Annotated in this window: 10 protein-coding genes; 3 read left to right on the forward strand and 7 right to left on the reverse strand. The window is 74.7% G+C overall.

What is annotated here, in order from left to right:
- Window positions 1-266: 266 nt before the first annotated feature.
- From ABD363_RS24580 to ABD363_RS24590, 3 genes are read right to left on the reverse strand one after another with little or no spacing between them, the layout of a single operon-like run.
- Window positions 267-662, reverse strand: coding sequence for a DUF742 domain-containing protein (locus tag ABD363_RS24580; protein WP_344607197.1), 396 nt, complete (start codon window positions 660-662; stop codon window positions 267-269).
- 9 nt (window positions 663-671) lie between these two features.
- The gene (locus ABD363_RS24585; RefSeq protein ID WP_344607199.1) at window positions 672-1106 is read right to left on the reverse strand and encodes a roadblock/LC7 domain-containing protein; all 435 of its coding nucleotides are present in this window, start codon (window positions 1104-1106) and stop codon (window positions 672-674) included.
- On the reverse strand, window positions 1103-3883 hold the full coding sequence (locus tag ABD363_RS24590; protein WP_344607297.1) for a nitrate- and nitrite sensing domain-containing protein: 2781 nt from the start codon (window positions 3881-3883) through the stop codon (window positions 1103-1105). Before ABD363_RS24590 ends, ABD363_RS24585 begins: the two co-directional genes overlap by 4 nt.
- A 415-nt stretch (window positions 3884-4298) precedes the next feature.
- Between ABD363_RS24590 and ABD363_RS24595 the strand changes: the two genes are divergently transcribed.
- Entirely contained in the window at window positions 4299-4883 is a 585-nt protein-coding gene (locus ABD363_RS24595; RefSeq protein WP_344607299.1) for a hypothetical protein, read from the forward strand.
- A gap of 252 nt (window positions 4884-5135) precedes the next feature.
- Here ABD363_RS24595 and ABD363_RS24600 read toward each other — a convergent pair whose 3' ends face one another.
- From ABD363_RS24600 to ABD363_RS24610, 3 genes are read right to left on the reverse strand one after another with little or no spacing between them, the layout of a single operon-like run.
- Entirely contained in the window at window positions 5136-9740 is a 4605-nt protein-coding gene (locus tag ABD363_RS24600; RefSeq protein WP_344607201.1) for a coiled-coil domain-containing protein, read from the reverse strand.
- Window positions 9741-9798: 58 nt separating this feature from the next.
- Entirely contained in the window at window positions 9799-10680 is an 882-nt protein-coding gene (locus tag ABD363_RS24605) for a hypothetical protein (protein WP_344607203.1), read from the reverse strand.
- A gap of 46 nt (window positions 10681-10726) precedes the next feature.
- Window positions 10727-12253, reverse strand: a complete 1527-nt coding sequence (locus tag ABD363_RS24610) for a hypothetical protein (RefSeq protein WP_344607205.1) — start codon at window positions 12251-12253, stop codon at window positions 10727-10729.
- Window positions 12254-12564: 311 nt separating this feature from the next.
- Here ABD363_RS24610 and ABD363_RS24615 point away from each other — a divergent pair, with 311 nt between their 5' ends.
- Window positions 12565-13686, forward strand: coding sequence for an IS630 family transposase (locus tag ABD363_RS24615; RefSeq protein WP_344607207.1), 1122 nt, complete (start codon window positions 12565-12567; stop codon window positions 13684-13686).
- A 79-nt stretch (window positions 13687-13765) separates the two neighbouring features.
- Here ABD363_RS24615 and ABD363_RS24620 read toward each other — a convergent pair whose 3' ends face one another.
- Window positions 13766-14179: a MarR family winged helix-turn-helix transcriptional regulator gene (locus ABD363_RS24620; RefSeq protein ID WP_344607209.1), complete on the reverse strand. Its 414-nt coding sequence runs from the start codon at window positions 14177-14179 to the stop codon at window positions 13766-13768.
- A gap of 85 nt (window positions 14180-14264) precedes the next feature.
- Here ABD363_RS24620 and ABD363_RS24625 point away from each other — a divergent pair, with 85 nt between their 5' ends.
- Entirely contained in the window at window positions 14265-15200 is a 936-nt protein-coding gene (locus ABD363_RS24625; RefSeq protein ID WP_344607301.1) for an alpha/beta hydrolase, read from the forward strand.
- The last annotated feature ends 4 nt before the right edge of the window (window positions 15201-15204 follow it).

Below are 15204 nucleotides of genomic sequence, written 5' to 3' on the forward strand. Positions count from 1 at the left end.
GGGCGGGCGGTCCCGGGCGCCGGATGCGGTGCGCCGCGCCGTCCCCGCCGGGCCGGGCCGCGGACTCCGCGCGGCGGACGGGCGGCCGCCGCCCGGAGACTTCGGGGCCGGTGGGCCGTGAGCCGCTCCGGTGGGTCCGGACGCCGGGCGCGCCGGTGACGGCCGGGGCGTCCGGGCGGGCGGCGCGCGGCGGTGCCGGCGGAGGTGCCGCCTCCGTCGGCCCGGAACTGCCAGCCCGCCACGTCAGTATCCCGCTTCCGCGCTGCTCACAGCGCCCGGAGGCCGTTGATCACGTCGCGCAGAATACTCTCGTCCGGCAGTTCCGCCGGGGGCACGGGCCGGTTGACGTGGACGAGTCCGGCGTCCACGAGGTCTCCGACGAGGACCCGTACCACTCCGATCGGCAGGTCGAGTTCGGCGGCCAGTTCGGCGACCGACTGCGGGGTGTGACGGCACAGTTCGACGATGTCCACGTGTTCCGGGGACAGCGTCGAGTCGGCTTCCGGGTCGTCCGCGTGGGGCTCCGTGACGACCACCGCGATCAGGTCGAGGCGGTGCTGGACCGCGCTGGTGGTGCGGCCGCGTGTCATGGCGTACGGGCGGACGACCGGTCCGGCCTCGTCGTCGAACCAGTGGCTTCTTCCCTGACCGTCAGCGCTCATGTCATCCCACTACCCGCCCGAGGGCAGGTCGGTGCGCGGAGCGGTGCCCAGATGCACGCCGACCCGCTTCACGAGGAGGGTCATCTCGTAGGCGACCTGGCCGACGTCCGCGTCGGCGTCGGCCAGGACCGCGAGGCAGCTGCCGTCGCCCGCGGCGGTGACGAACAGGAAGGCCTCGTCGAGCTCGACGACGGTCTGCCGGACGTCGCCCGCCTCGAAGTGGCGGCCCACCCCCTTGGCGAGGCTGTGGAAGCCGGAGGCGACGGCGGCCAGGTGCTCGCTGTCCTCCTGGGTCAGGTCCTTCGAGGCGCCCGTCGGCAGGCCGTCTCCGGAGAGCACGACGGCCTTGCGGATGCTCGCGACGCGGTCCACCAGATCGTCGAGGAGCCAGTTCAGCTCCCCGGACTTGGTCGCGGTCTGGCCGGTCGCCTTCGATGCGGTCATCGACCGTCTCCCTTGGTCGTTCCTTGTGGTGCTGTGCCGCTGTGGGCGTCGTCGCCCGCGGCGTTCTCTGCACGGCCGCGCTGCCAGCCGCGCTGGAGCGAGGCCATACGGCTGCGTACTTCGTCGGCGTCCCGTTCGGCGGGTCCGGCCCGCTCCTCGGTGCGCCGTCGGGGGCCCTGCCTCAGCTGGGGGGCCAGGCTGGCCTGCCGCACGCGCCGGGGCAGCGAGCGCGTGCCCGAACCGTCCGGTTCGGCGTCCCGCGGATCGGGGCCGGCGGGCCGGGCGGGGCCGTCCGGGCCGGCCGGGGGTTCCCCGCCGCCGCGACGGGCGGCCGGCGGGGAAGCGGACCCGGGTTCGTGCCCGCTCGTGTCCCGGCCGGCCGGGGCGTCCTGGCCGCGGCGGCGGGCCGGCAGCGAAGGCAGTGCCGCCGGCTCCGGGCGGCCGGTGGCCGCGGGCTCCTCCCCGGTCCGCTCCCGCCGGGTGCGCTCGGTGACCGGGCGCCCGTGCGAACTGACCAGCTTGGGGGTGCGGGGGCGGGGCAGCGGGCCCGGGGCGCCCGGGCGGTCCCCCGTTCCGGCCCCGCCGCGGGTCCCGGGCGCCTGGTGGCGCTGTTCGCCGTCGCGGGCCGCCGGCTCGTCCTGCGCGCGGGCGAGGGAGCGGTGCGGACGCGACGGGCCGCCGCCGTCGCCGGCGAAGTCGTCCAGGGCGTCCAGGTCGACGGGGGCCTCCAGTTCGACGGGCCCGTCCAGCGGCGCGGCGGGCAGGCGGCCCGGCAGCCGCCCGGGCACCCGGGAGAGCCCGGCGCGGCGCCCGTCGTCCGGTTCGCCCGCCGTGGAGCGCTGGGGGCGGTCGAGGCGGAAGCCGATGCCGTTGGTGTCGGGGACGTCGTCCGTCAGCAGCGTGTCGGGGATGAAGACGACGGCGGTGGTGCCGCCGTACGGGGAGGGCTGCAGGGAGACCCGGACGTTCTGCCGCTGGGCGAGCCGGCTGACCACGAACAGGCCGAGCCGGTCGGTGTCGGACAGCTCGAACTCGGGTGTCTCGGCGAGGCGGAGGTTGGCGTCCAGCAGGGCGTCGGCCGCCATGCCGAGGCCCCGGTCGTGGATCTCCAGGGTGAAGCCGTTGGCGACCCGCTCGCCCACGACCTGGACGGCGGTGTGCGGCGGGGAGAACACCGTGGCGTTCTCCAGGAGTTCGGCGACGAGGTGGGTCAGGTCCGCGACCGCCGGGCCGGTGACGGCGATCCGCGGCAGGCGGCGGACCTCGATGCGCTCGTAGTCCTCGACCTCGGCGACGGCGGCGCGCACCACGTCCATCAGCTGGACGGGCTTGCGCCACTGCCGGGAGGGGGCGGCGCCGGAGAGGATCACCAGGCCCTCGGCGTGCCGGCGCATGCGGGTGGTCAGGTGGTCCAGGCGGAACAGGTCGGCGAGTTCCGCGGTGTCCTCGGTCCTGCGCTCCATGGCGTCGAGCAGCGTGAGCTGCTTGTGCAGCAGGACCTGGCTGCGCCGGGCGAGGTTGACGAAGACCTCCGAGACGCCGGCGCGCAGTTCGGCCTGCTTGACGGCGGCTTCGACGGCGGCGCGCTGCAGGGTGTTGAGGGCCTGGCCGACCTCGCCGATCTCGTTCTTGTCGTACTCCAGGCGCGGGACCTCGGTCTCCACGTCGACCTGTTCGCCGGCCGAGAGGCGGCGCATGACGCTGGGCAGCCGGACGCCGGACGCCTCGTGGGCCTCCAGGCGCAGCTGCCGCAGGTCCCGGATGAGGCCGCGGCCGACGCGCACCGACAGGAAGAGCGAGAACAGCAGGGCGAGCAGGCCGAGGACGCCGACGACGACGGACTTGGTGATGACGGACATCGCGGCCGGGCGGACCCGGTCCTGGTAGCGGTCGTTCGCCTGGTCGTTGAGCGCGGCCAGGTCGCCGAGCACGCTCTCGGCGGCGGCGTCCCAGCTCCGGGCGGTCACCGTGCGCGGGGGCTCGGAGCCGACGGAGGAGATGACGGCCTGTTCCTCCGAGCGCAGGGGGGCGGTGGTGGCGCCCTTCCAGAAGCGGGTGTAGCGCTCGCGCTCGGCCGCCGGCAGGACCGGCAGGCTGACGTCGTACAGCAGGTTGCGCTGGGCGACGAGGTAGGAGACGTCCAGGACCTCGTCGCGGGAGAGCTCGCCGACCACGAGGGCGGAACCGAGCAGGGCGTCCTCGCGGGCGAGCAGTTCGCGGGCGCGGGCCAGGTTGACGAGGGCGCGGTTCTGCTTGTCCATCTCGACGCTGTCGATGCCGTCGAGGGAGGCGAGCAGGACGTAGCACGGGTCGACGAGGCGGTTGTACAGGTCGAGGGCCTGGGCCCGGGTGACGGAGCCGTCCTCGACGCTGCGCCGCACTTCGTCGATGCCCTGCAGGGTGTCCAGGACCGCGGTGAGGTGCTCCCCGTCGTCCTCGTCCACTCCCCCGCGGATGTCGGGATCCTGCCCGTTCCGCCGGATCCCGGCGACCGCCTCGTCGGTGGCGGTCCGGGTGGCGCGCAGCGCGGACAGCGCGTCCGCCGCGCGGGGGTCGGCGAGGTACACGAGCGTCTGGCGGCGTTCCTGCTGCAACGCGCGGACGACGTCCTCGGCGGGATAACCGATCTTCTCCACCAGGGACGTCACGTGCCAGAGCTGGGCCACCTCACGCCCCGTCAGCGCCGTGGTGAACGCCCAGATCGCGGCCAGGGACATCAGCGGCACGAGAAGCAGCGCCACGATCTTCCGGCGGATCGACTTCCCGCGAAAGCGCATGGCCTCCCCCAGCTCGACCCCCACTGACAGGGGGTACACATGTGCGTCAACAAACGGCGTGAGCCTACTACTGAAGTCCGGTCGGCTCGAAGGCAGATCCGGGGAATGAACTTTCGCACAGCGGCGGGGTATGCGGAGTTGTCCGCCTATTGCGGGAGATTGCCCCCGGATCCGGCGAGGACCGCGGGAACGGATGGGCCCGGCGGGCTCGGGCAGTTGGCCGGATTCTTTCGCTCCCCGGGAATCCTGGGGCCGCGCCGTTCGTCCTTCTCCACGGGAGACGGGGGCGGAACCGGCGGCAGGAGCCGCATTCCGCGTCCCGGCGGCGTAGAACAGCGCAAGCCGGGCAGCCACTGGGGAGCCGGGTCTTCGGACGCGGGCGAGGGGTCTGCCGGCGGTGGGGAGTGACACGGTGATGGGCACGGCGGAGCGGCGCGAGGCGCCCGGGGACGGCGGGACGGTCCGGCCGGCGGCGCAGCGGGGGCCCGGCGTCCCGGCGGCCGGACGCGGGACGGTGGGCGCGCGTGAGCTCCCGGCGGACGCGGCCGGCGGGACGGCGGCGTACGCGGCGGGGACGGCGCCCGGCGGGGACGGCGGGGAGCAGCCGCCCGGCCGGCCGTTGTGGACGGAGGAGCCGGCGCGGCGGCGCCGGCTGCCCGACCCGGTGCGGACGGCCGCGGTGCGGGCCGTGCTCGTCGTGGCGGTGACGCTGATCCAGGCCATGGTGGCCTTCCTGTGCACGATGGCCGGATCCTGGCTGGCGTTCCCGATGGTGATCAGCAGTGTGGCCAGCACGGTGGTGGCCACCTGGGGCGTGCTCGACGTCTGGGTGACACGCCAGGTGTGGAACCAGCGCAACGGCGTGGTCTCGACACCGAGCAGCACCGCGCGCGCCCTCCGGCGCGAACGCCGCCGGGCCCGGCGCCGGGCGCGGGCCGCCGAACGCGCCCAGGAGCGCATACGGCGGCGGGGCGGCACCGGCCAGCTGTCGCACTCGTGAGGACCGGCGCCGGGCGCCGTGTCCCCGGGAGCCGGCGCCCGGCGGCCGCGCTCCCGGGGACCGGCGGCCGGGACGGTCGCGGACCCCGGCGGCACGGACCCGCCGGGAGCGCCCGCTTCCTGACCGGCCCCGGGGTGCTCTCGTCCCGGCCGGCCGAGGTGCTCCCGGAGTCCGCCGGCGCTGCGCCGCCCGGCCGTCACGACGACGGCCGGCGTGCCGTGCGCGGATCCGCCGCGGGAGGACGCCCGACGGCTACGCGGGCCGTCTGAACATCCGGGTCGCCGTGATCTCGCTGTGCACCGCCTCCCCGGCCGGGATCTCCCGCGGCAGCCCCGGCCGGAGGTGTTCCTCCACGCTGATGTACTTCAGCCCGGCCCTGAGGTCCGCGTCGTTGCGCAACCGGATGACGAGGGGGAACTCGGCGAGCGCGGTGGTGTCGAACAGGCCGGTGGTGTACAGCAGTTGCACGCCCAGCGCGTCGGCGACGGCCCGCTGGAGCTCCAGCAGGTACGTGGCATTGGCGCGGCCGATCGGGTTGTCGAGGAACAGCGTGCCGGCGTGCCGGTGCCTGTCGCGGCCCCGGTCGTTGCTGCGCAGCGCGGCCATCGTGCAGTACAGGGCGATGGCCGCGGTGAGCAGCTGCCCGCCGGAGAACACGTCGCCCATCTGCCCGACGGGCACCCGCTCGGCGCGCAGCACGGCGTCCGGCTTGAGGATCTCCACAGCGACGCCCTTGGGCTGGAGGGCGGCGGCGACGCCCCGCAGCAGCAGGGACATGCCGTCGCGCCGCAGGTCGGAGTTCTTCTTGACGGCGGCGCGGGTCGCCTCGTCGATGACCTCGCCGAGCCGCTCGGTGAGCGTGGCCTGGTCGGGCTCCTCGAAGCGGATCCGCAGGAACTCCTGCCCGGACCACTCGCCGAGCCCCTCGGGCAGCCGGGACAGCCGCTGGGCCGACCGCAGGGTGGCGAGGGCCGACTCGACCAGTCCCCGCAGCCGGTCCACGATCGAGTCGCGGTTGCGTTCCAGCTGCGCCAGCTCGTCCGTCAGGACCCGCAGCCGGGGCGCGAAGGCGTCCGCCCACTTCTGCGCGTGCTCGGGCAGCGCGGCCGCGGGCAGCTCGCGGATCTGCTGCCGCGCGGGGGTGCGGACCTGTTCGTAGCGCGTGGAGTTGGCGTGCCGGACGAGCACGTCGCCGGCCTCCCGCACGGCGGCCTCCGCGGCGGACAGGTCGGCGGCGCAGCCGCGCAGCGACCGGCGGGCCTCGGCGGCGGACCGCCGGGCCTCCTCCAGAGAGCCGGGGTAGGGCTCGGGCTCCTCCCGCTCCTCCTCCGGGGCCTGCTCGCGCAGCAGGTCGCGGAGCATCGCGGCGATCTCGTCGAAGCCGCCGGCCGCGTCCTCGGCGGCGCGGTGGGCCTCGAGGAGTTCGGCATGCGCCTCCCGGGCCCCGGCCAGCTCCTCGGTGCGGGAGGCGAGTTCGGCCGTCGCCGTGCGCAGCAGCGCCTGCGCGTGCTCGGCGTCACGCGGCACCAGCTCCTCGGGCAGCTCGGTGTGCGCCTCGCCGTCCTCGGGCGCGAGCCGCTCCGCCTCGCCGCGCAGCCGGCCCAGCTGCTCGCTCGCGCTGGACATCCGGGTCTCCAGGAGCTGCACCAGTTCCTCCGCGCGCGCGGCGGCGGCCTGCCGGGAGGGCCCGTCCGCCCCGTCGGGGGACTCCAGCAGCTGCTCCGCCCGGGTGCGGACCTTGTTGCTGAGCCGGTCCAGCTCCGCGCGCGCCGCGCTCTCGTCGCTCTCCGCCCGGGCCTGCTCGGCCCGCAGGTCGGCGCCGACGCCGACCTTCTCGTAGACCTGGGAGGCCGCCCGGTAGGCCTCGCGGAGCGCGGGCAGGGACGCCTTCGGGGCGTCCGTCCCGTCCTGCGGCACGTCGTCGGGGGCGCCCGCGATCTCGGAGCGCTCGGCGCGCAGCGCACGCGCGGTGCGGCGGGCGTCGTCGGCGGCGCGCTGGGCGGCCCGCCGGTCCTCGTCGGCGGCGCGGGCGTGCTCCAGGCAGGCCTGGGCGCGGGCCTCCGCCTCGGTCGCCTCGTCGGCCAGCTCCCGCAGCCTGGCCTGCCAGCCGGCCCGTTCGCGCAGCCGGAAGGCGAGCCCGGCGAGGGCGTCGGCGGCGCGCCGGGCCTTCTGCGCGGTCTCCTGCCGCTCGTCCCGCACCCGTACGGCCTCGGCGGCGGCCTCCTCGGCCTCGGCCCGCTCGGTCCGCGCCTCGGCCAGCTCGGCCTCGGTCTCCTGCGCGAAGGCCCGTGCCTCGCGCGCGGTCTGCGCCAGCTCGGCGAGCCGCCCCGCGGGGCAGCCGGTGCGCCAGGAGGCGAGCCGCGCGGCCAGTTCCCGGTCCTTGCCGAGCCGCGCGGCGAGGGTGCGGATCTCCTCGTCCCGCTCGGCCGCCCGCGCGCGCAGCGCCTGCCGCTCCTCGTCGGCGGCGTGTTCGTCGTGCATGGCGGGGTTCGGCGGTACGAGGAAGACGTCGTCGGCGCCGGCGTCCGGGGCGGGGGTCGGGGCGAGCAGGGCGGCGGCGGTGCCGACCGCGACGGCGGAGCGCGGCAGCAGGGCGGCGTCGCTCAGCGCCGCGCGGGCCCGCGCGTGCGAGTCCGGGTCGGTGATGATCACGCCGTCGACCAGCTCGGGCCGGGCGGCCAGCACCCGCGCGTGGTCGGCGGGGTCGACGGCCTGCGCGAGGTAGCGCCAGCCGGGCAGCGCCGGGATGCCGTGCTCGCCGAGGAACTCGACCGTGGCCAGCACGTCCGGGCCGGGCGGCAGCAGCCCGCCGTCGCCGAGCGCCCCGAGGATCCGGGCGTCGTCGGCTGCGGCCGTGCGCAGCTCGAACAGCTGCCGTTCGGCGGCGGACACGGCGTCGTCGAGGAGTTCGCGCAGGTCGTCGGCGAAGCGGTCGAGTTCCTCGGGGGTGAGGGGGCCTTCGGCGCCGGAGGCGTCGTCGTCGCCCGTCCGGGGGTCCGGCGCGCCCGCGGCGCCCGCCAGCCCCAGCAGCTCCACCAGCCGCTCCTCCGCCGCCAGCGCCTCGGCCGTACGCCGCTCCCCGTCGTAGGCGCGCTCGGCGGCGATCGCGGCGTCCGCCGCACGCGCCGCCGTCAGTTCCGCCCGGGTCTCGGCGGCGGCCGCCTCGCGGGCGTGCTCCGTGGCGCGGCGGGCCGTCTCGCGGGCGGTGTCCCAGGCCGCGACCGCCGTCTTCTCGGCGTCGCTGGCGGCGAGGGCGGCGCGGGCCGGGTCGGCGTCGGGCGCGCTGTCGTCGAGCCAGCCGGCGCGCACCGCCTCGGCGGTCTCCTGCTCGACCTCGGCGAGGCGCTGCCGCAGATGCCCGGCCTCGCTGCGGGCCCGCTGCGCCTCGGTGGCGGCGGCGGTGGAGTCCCGGTACGCGGCCTCGCCGGCCTGCTGCAGCGCGGCCGACCGCTCCTCCTCCTCGTTGGCGAGGTGCTCGGCGTCCCGCGCGGCGGCGTGCAGGGCGCGGACGAGGTCGACGGCGGCCCTGGCGCGGGCGGCCAGCGCGGGGGCCGCGTCCCGCTCGGCCTCCTGGATCGCGGCGGACACCCGGGCGACGCGGTCGGCGGCGGCGCGGTGGCGCAGGACGGCCTCGGCGGCCTGCCAGGCGGAGTACAGGGTGCGCGCGTCGGCGAGCTCCCGCTTCTGCGCGGCGGCGGCCTTCTCCGCGGCGGCGAGCGCCAGCGAGGCGTGCCGGTAGGCGAGTTCGGCGGCGATCAGCGCGCTGCGCTCCCGGGCCGTCTCGGCGTGCGTGACGGCGTGCGCGGCGGCGGTGACGCGCTGCGCGAGGTCGGCGGCCCGTGCCCGCTCCCGGGCGCCGCGCGCGGACAGGCGGCGCGCCAGGGTCCTGGTCCGGCGCTCGGCGGCGGCGTGGACGTCCCGCGCGCGGGTGCGGGCCCCGGCGGCCTCGACGATCCGGCCGAGCAGGTCGACGGACCCCGCGGTGAAGTCGCGTTCGGCGATCAGCTCGGCGCGGCGGCCCAGCTTGTTGCCGAAGCCGCTGACCAGGTCGGCGAGCCCGTCGGTGTCGCGGGTGTCGGTGACGGCGCGCAGCAGCAGGTCGGTGAAGTCGGAGTCCTTCTTCACCGCGAACAGGCCGGCGGCCTCGCCCTCGTCGGCGTTCATCTCGCGCTGGTAGCGGAAGAGTTCGGGGTCGAGGCCGAGTTCGCCGAGGTGCTCGGTCCAGCGCTCGTGGATCTCCTCCCAGTGCACCTCCAGGTGCGGGTAGGCCTTCCCGGCCTCCATGAGGGCGTCCCGGAAGCCCTTCATGGTGCGGCGGCGTCCCTGCGCGCCCGAGGCGCCCTCGACGGGCGGGCGTACGGCGGTGGACTCGGCGACGGGCAGGTTGTCCAGGGACAGTCCGGGGCCGGGCCGGAAGGAGTACCAGGCCTCGGCGAACTTCCGCGGGTCGCTGGAGACCTGGCGTCCGCGCCACTCGCTGACCTTGCCGACGACGACGCACTCGCCGGTCTGCACGTGCTGCCACTCCAGGGCGACGTGCCCGCAGTCGTCGGCGAGCAGGAACTTGCGCAGCACACCGGAGCTGGCGCCGCCGAGGGTGTTGCGGTGGCCCGGCAGCATCACCGAGAAGATCAGTTTGAGCAGGACGGACTTGCCGCCGCCGTTCTCCAGGAAGAGCACCCCGGCGGGCGCGGGCCGGCGCGGCGGGCCGACGGGCTCCTCCTCGAAGAACTCCGCCTGGGTGGGCGCGGGGTCGGGCACGGGCTCGCCCACCCCGCGCAGGTCGAGCACGGTGTCGGCGTAGCGCGCACCGGCCGGCCCGATGGAGTAGAGGCGGACCCGGGACAGCTCGTACATGGCGGACTCTCGTAAGTCTTCTTCGGGCGGGGATGCGGGGAACGGGGGGACGGGAGGGTCAGGAGGAGTGGAAGGGCAGCCCGGCGTCGGCCACCAGCTCCAGGTCGTCGGTGTCGTCGGGGGGCAGCAGGGTCGGCGTGCCGTCGGTCACCGGGACCACGCCGAGTTCCAGCAGCTCGGCCATGGCGGCGCTGCCCGCCATGTCGCGCACCTGGAGCTGGTAGCGGGCCGTGGTGCGGTAGGTGCCGCCGTTGTCGTCGCCGGTGCGCTGCAGGAACCCGGAGTCGGTGAGGAAGGCCAGCGCCTTGGCCACGATGCCCGTGGTCGAGGAGGCCGGCCGGCGCGCGTCCTTGGTGGCGCCGGTCGCGCTGCGCCTCGACCAGATCCGCCAGGCGGCCTCCAGGCCGGGCGCGTCGGTGGCCGGGTCGGTGTTCTCGCCCTGCTCGGCGGCCCGCTCCTCCAGCCGCCGGCAGGCCTGGCGGACGAAGGCGTCGACGCCGTTGACCGTGACGCGGCCGATGTAGCCGTCGTCGGCGAGGTCCTCGGGGCGCGGGAACGCCAGGGCGGCGACGGCGAGGTGGGCGAGCCCGTGCAGGAACCGGTCGCCGGAGTCGGCGGCGGTGCGACGCGCGTAGTCGCTCATGCGGACGGCGAACACCGAGTCCTCGGCGGCGGTCACGGCCATCCCCGCGCGCGGGGACACCTCCAGGACGACCAGCCCGAGCCCGGCGGCCACGGCGTCCGCGAGCCGCGCGAACGCCGGGTCCTCCCGGTAGCGGCGCAGCAGGTCCGCGTACTCCTGGTCGCGTGCGGGCGCCAGCTTGGGCTGGAGGCCGAAGGCGACGAGCCGCGCGGCGTCGGCGGCGTCGGCGGGCGTGACGGCGGCGGGGGCCGGTACGGCGCCGGTCTCCGGTTCGCTCCGGTCGGCGTGCTCGGTCACGGTCGGTGCTCCTTGCTGCGCTGTCGCTGGTACGTGCTGGTGCGGCTCATGCGGCCTCGGTCCGGTCCGCCGCCATGCCCGCCGCGTCCAGCAGGGCCGTGCCGACGATGAGGTCGGCGCCGCCGAACTCGGGGTCGTCCAGCTCGGTGCCGTCGTCCACGGCGAACAGCAGTTTCTCCTCGCCCTGGCGATAGGCGGTGCCGACCGGCGGGCTGGCCGCGTGGATCGCCAGCAGGGCCACCAGGTACGGCAGCTCGGGGTCCCGTCCGCGCGCCTCGGCCAGCAGCCCGGACAGCCGGCGGGGCGCGTCGGCCGGCAGGTCGAGGAGTTCCGTCGCGGCCGCCAGCTGCTCCTCGCTGAAGCGGCTGTCGTCCGGTGTGGCGATCAGGTCGGGCTCCGGCATCTCGGCGCCCAGGTGCTCCCGTTCCACCGGCGGGGTCAGGAGGATGTCGACGAGGTCGCCGACCCGGACGGACACCGGTGTGCGCAGCCCGGTGCCGTGCGCGAAGAAGGCGTCGGTGACGCGGATCGCCTGCTCCAGGGGCAGCGGCAGCACGGGGGCGAGGAGATGGCCGTACAGGTCCATCGCCGAGGCCGCCGCGGGTGCGGCGAAGGCCTGGCGGTCCTGCTCGGCGCGGAAGAGGGGTCCGGCCTCCAGCAGCCGGGACTGCAGTTGGGTGTGGCGGCGGATGCAGTCCTTGACGATGTCCACCAGCTCGGCCGCGCGGCGCTTGTGCTCGGGGTCCTCGGACTCGTCGCGGGCCTTGCGGATGTTGGTGAGGATCGCGTTCTCGTGGCGGTACCGGTCGGCGACGTGGTCGAGGGCCTCGGCGATCATGTCGGGCACGGCGTTGAGCCAGTCCACCGCGCGGACGTTGCGCCGGGTGGCCTCCAGTGCCTTGCGCAGCGTCTCCGAGTACTGCACGGTCCGGTAGCGGGCCTGCTCGGCGGCGAGCTGCGCGTCGGCGAGCCGACCGCGGCTGATCAGCACCTCCAGTTTGACCTCGGCGGCGATCTGCGCGCTGGTGACGTCGGTGTCGAGGGCGCCGACGAGGACGTTGACCGCCTCGTCCGTCGTGCGCAGGTAGACGGTGCCGCCGGGGCCGGGGACCTCCTCGATCAGCTTGAAGTCGTAGTCGCGGCGCACATAGGTGCCGTCCGGCTCGAACGTGCCGTACACGGCGCGGAAGCCGCGGTCGGCGCTGCCGACGTTGATCAGGTTCTCCAGCACCCAGCGGGCCACGCGCTCGTGCTCGGCGGCGGGCCGCTGCGGGGCCTGGGCGGCGACGCGCGGGACGAGCCGGGCCACGATCTGCTCGTGGTCCGCGCCCGTGTCGAAGTCCATGTTCAGCGTGATCAGGTCGATGGCGGCGAGGGCCGTCTCCGCCATGCCGTACACCGAGTACTCGCCGGCCAGATTGACCTTCCGCGCGTCGAGATCGTGCAGCGGCGCGGTGCAGGCGAGCGCGCGCAGCCGCCGCGCCAGTCCTTCGTCGGCGGCCGGGCCCTGCGCGGGCCGCGGCCCCGCGCTGAGCTGGGGCGGAACACTGTCCGTCGATGCAGGCGAAGTCACGATGCACAGACTAGGTCCTGGGTCCGACAACGAACCAAACGGCGCTTCCCCGCCCCGGCGCGACGGCCGTCGCGCCCCTGCCCGGCGCCCCTGCCCGGCGCCGCGGAGCCCGCCCCGCGCGACGGCCGCCACGCCCCTGTCCGGCGGGCCCGTCCCGGACGCGACGGCCGCGTCCGCCCGCCCGGCGCGGCGACCGCCCCGTCCGGTCCTCCGGCCTCCGGCCCCTAGTGCTCTGACCGGGAAGGTTCGCCGGGGCGGTCGTCCGGGCGGTTGGATGCACGGTGACGTCCGATCCGATTGCTGGGGGTGGAGTGGCTGAGCTTGTCCATGTGCGCAGGTTGACCGACCAGGAGGGGCAGAAGCTGCAGCAAATCGTGCGCCGGGGCAGCACCAGTTCGGTGCGGTTCCGGCGCGCGATGATGCTGCTGGCCTCGGCCGGCGGAAACCGGGTGCCGGTGATCGCGAAGCTGGTGCAGGCCAACGAGGACACCGTCCGCGACGTGATCCACCGGTTCAATGAGATCGGCCTGGCCTGCTTGGACCCTCGGTGGGCGGGAGGCCGTCCCCGCCTGCTCAGCGACGACGACGAGGACTTCGTCATCCAGACGGCCACCACCCGCCCGAGCAAGCTCGGTCAGCCCTTCACCCGCTGGTCCATCCGCAAGCTCGCCGCCTACCTGCGGAGAGTGCACGGCCGTGTCATCCGGATCGGCCGCGAGGCGTTACGGTGCCTGCTCGCCCGCCGCGGTGTCACCTTTCAGCGGACCAAGACGTGGAAAGAGTCGCCTGACCCCGAGCGCGACGCCAAGCTGGACCGCATCGAGGAGGTGCTGGAGCGTTTCCCGGATCGTGTATTTGCGTTCGACGAGTTCGGGCCCCTGGGCATCCGGCCCACCGCCGGGTCGTGCTGGGCCGAGCAAGGCCGGCCCGAGCGGCATCCCGCGACTCACCACCGCACCCACGGGGTGCGGTACTTCCACGGTTGCCACTCGATCGGCGACGACACCCTCTGGGGCGTCAACCGCCGCGGGAAGGGTGCCGCGAACACCCCGGCTGCGCTGAAGTCGATCCGGACCGCCCGCCCGGACGGCGCCCCGATCTACGCGATCCTGGACAACCTGTCCGCCCACAAGCGCAGCGACACCCGCCGCTGGGCGAAGAAGAACAAGGTCGAGTTGTGCTTCACCCCGACCTACGCCTCGTGGGCCAACCCCATCGAGACGCACTTCGGACCGCTTCGCCAGTTCACCATCGCGAACTCGCACTACCCCAACCACACTGTGCAGACACGGGTCCTGCGCGCCTACCTCCGCTGGCGCAACGCCAACGCCCGCCACCGCGATGTCCTGGCCGCCGAACGCAAGGAGCGCGCCCGCATCCGCAGCGAGAAAGGGATCCGCTGGGGCAGACGCCCCCTCGCCACCGCAGGCTGAACGATCCAACGAATGTACGCGGTCACAGCACTGGCGAGCATGGGTTCACCGGGCAGGCGAACCGCTCGTGACCACGGACTCATGCGGGCGAGAGCATCTCCTGAAGGATGCGCTGCAGCTCGGTGCGGTCCCGCGGAGTGATCCTCGCCAGTCTGCGGTCGTACTCCGCCGCGAGGGCTGCAAGTGCACGATCCCGTGCCTCTGTGCCCTCAGCGGTCAGTACGAGCCGGTGACGCCGCAGGTCCGCCTCGTCGATCTCGCGGCGGACAAAGCCCTTGGCGACGAGGTTGCGGACGTAGACCGTCACGCTCGCCTTGGGCAGCAGCAGCGCCGTCGCGATCTCGGCCGGGTACGGCGATGCCTCCACCTCGGCCAGGACGAAGAACTCCTTCGTCTCCAACCCGAGCTCGGCCAGCTTCCCCGTGCAGGCATCCATCACGACGCCCAGCAGCCGCTGGTTCAGCGTCCACAGCTGCGCCCCGTCGACTGACATCGACCCTCCATCCAGATGATACAGTTTCGTATTAGTTTCATATCGTACAAGATATTGTTTTGTACTGGACTCCTATGGAACAACAATCTCACGAAGGAAGCCAGGCATGCTTCAGCACCTCACGATCCCGCGCGGTCCCATCAACCTCGCCGCCAACCTCCACCTGCCCGACAACGCCGACAGCAGCGCACCGCTGCCCGCCGTGGTGCTCTCCACCCCAGGCAGCAGCGTCAAGGAGCAGATCGGCGCCAACTACGCCTCCCGTCTCGCCGCCCACGGCATCGCCGCCCTTGTTCTCGACCCCGCCCACCAGGGCCAGAGCCAGGGCGAGCCACGCGACCTCGAAGACCCCTACCGCCGCGGTGAGGACATCTCCTACGCCATCGACGCGCTCACCACGACCCCCGGCATCGACCCGCAGCGCATCGGCGTCCTCGGCATCTGCGCCGGTGGCGGCTACGCCGTGCACACCGCCCGCACGGACCACCGCATCAAGGCGGTCGGCACGGTCGTCCCCGTCAACATCGGCCACGCGTTCCGCAGCTTCTCCCCCGACGGTCCGGCCGCAGCACTCGACGCCCTCGCGGACGCACGGACCGAGGAGGCCCGCTCCGGCGAGACGACCCGCGTGAACTGGCTGCCCGACACCCTCGAGGACGCCGCAGCAGCGGGCCTGACCGACATCGACACCACTCAGGCCATCACCTACTACCGCACCGAGCGCGGCGGCAACGAACACTCCACGAACCGGCGCCTCCTGCGCAGCGACTCCCTCCTGCTGGGCTACGACGCGTTCCACCTGGCCGATCAGCTCATGACCCAGCCCCTGCAGGTCATCCTCGCCGGACGCATCGGCAACACCGGCTCCTACAACACCGGCATGCAGCTGTGGAAGCTGGCCCCCAACCCCGTCGACCTCATGGTGATCGACGACGCCGGCCACTACGAGATGTACGACGAACCCGCATACGTCGACGCCGCCGTCGAACGACTCACCAGCTTCTATGCGAACAACCTGTAAGGCA

This window comes from Streptomyces glaucus (genome assembly GCF_039533365.1).
Lineage (GTDB): Bacteria > Actinomycetota > Actinomycetes > Streptomycetales > Streptomycetaceae > Streptomyces > Streptomyces glaucus.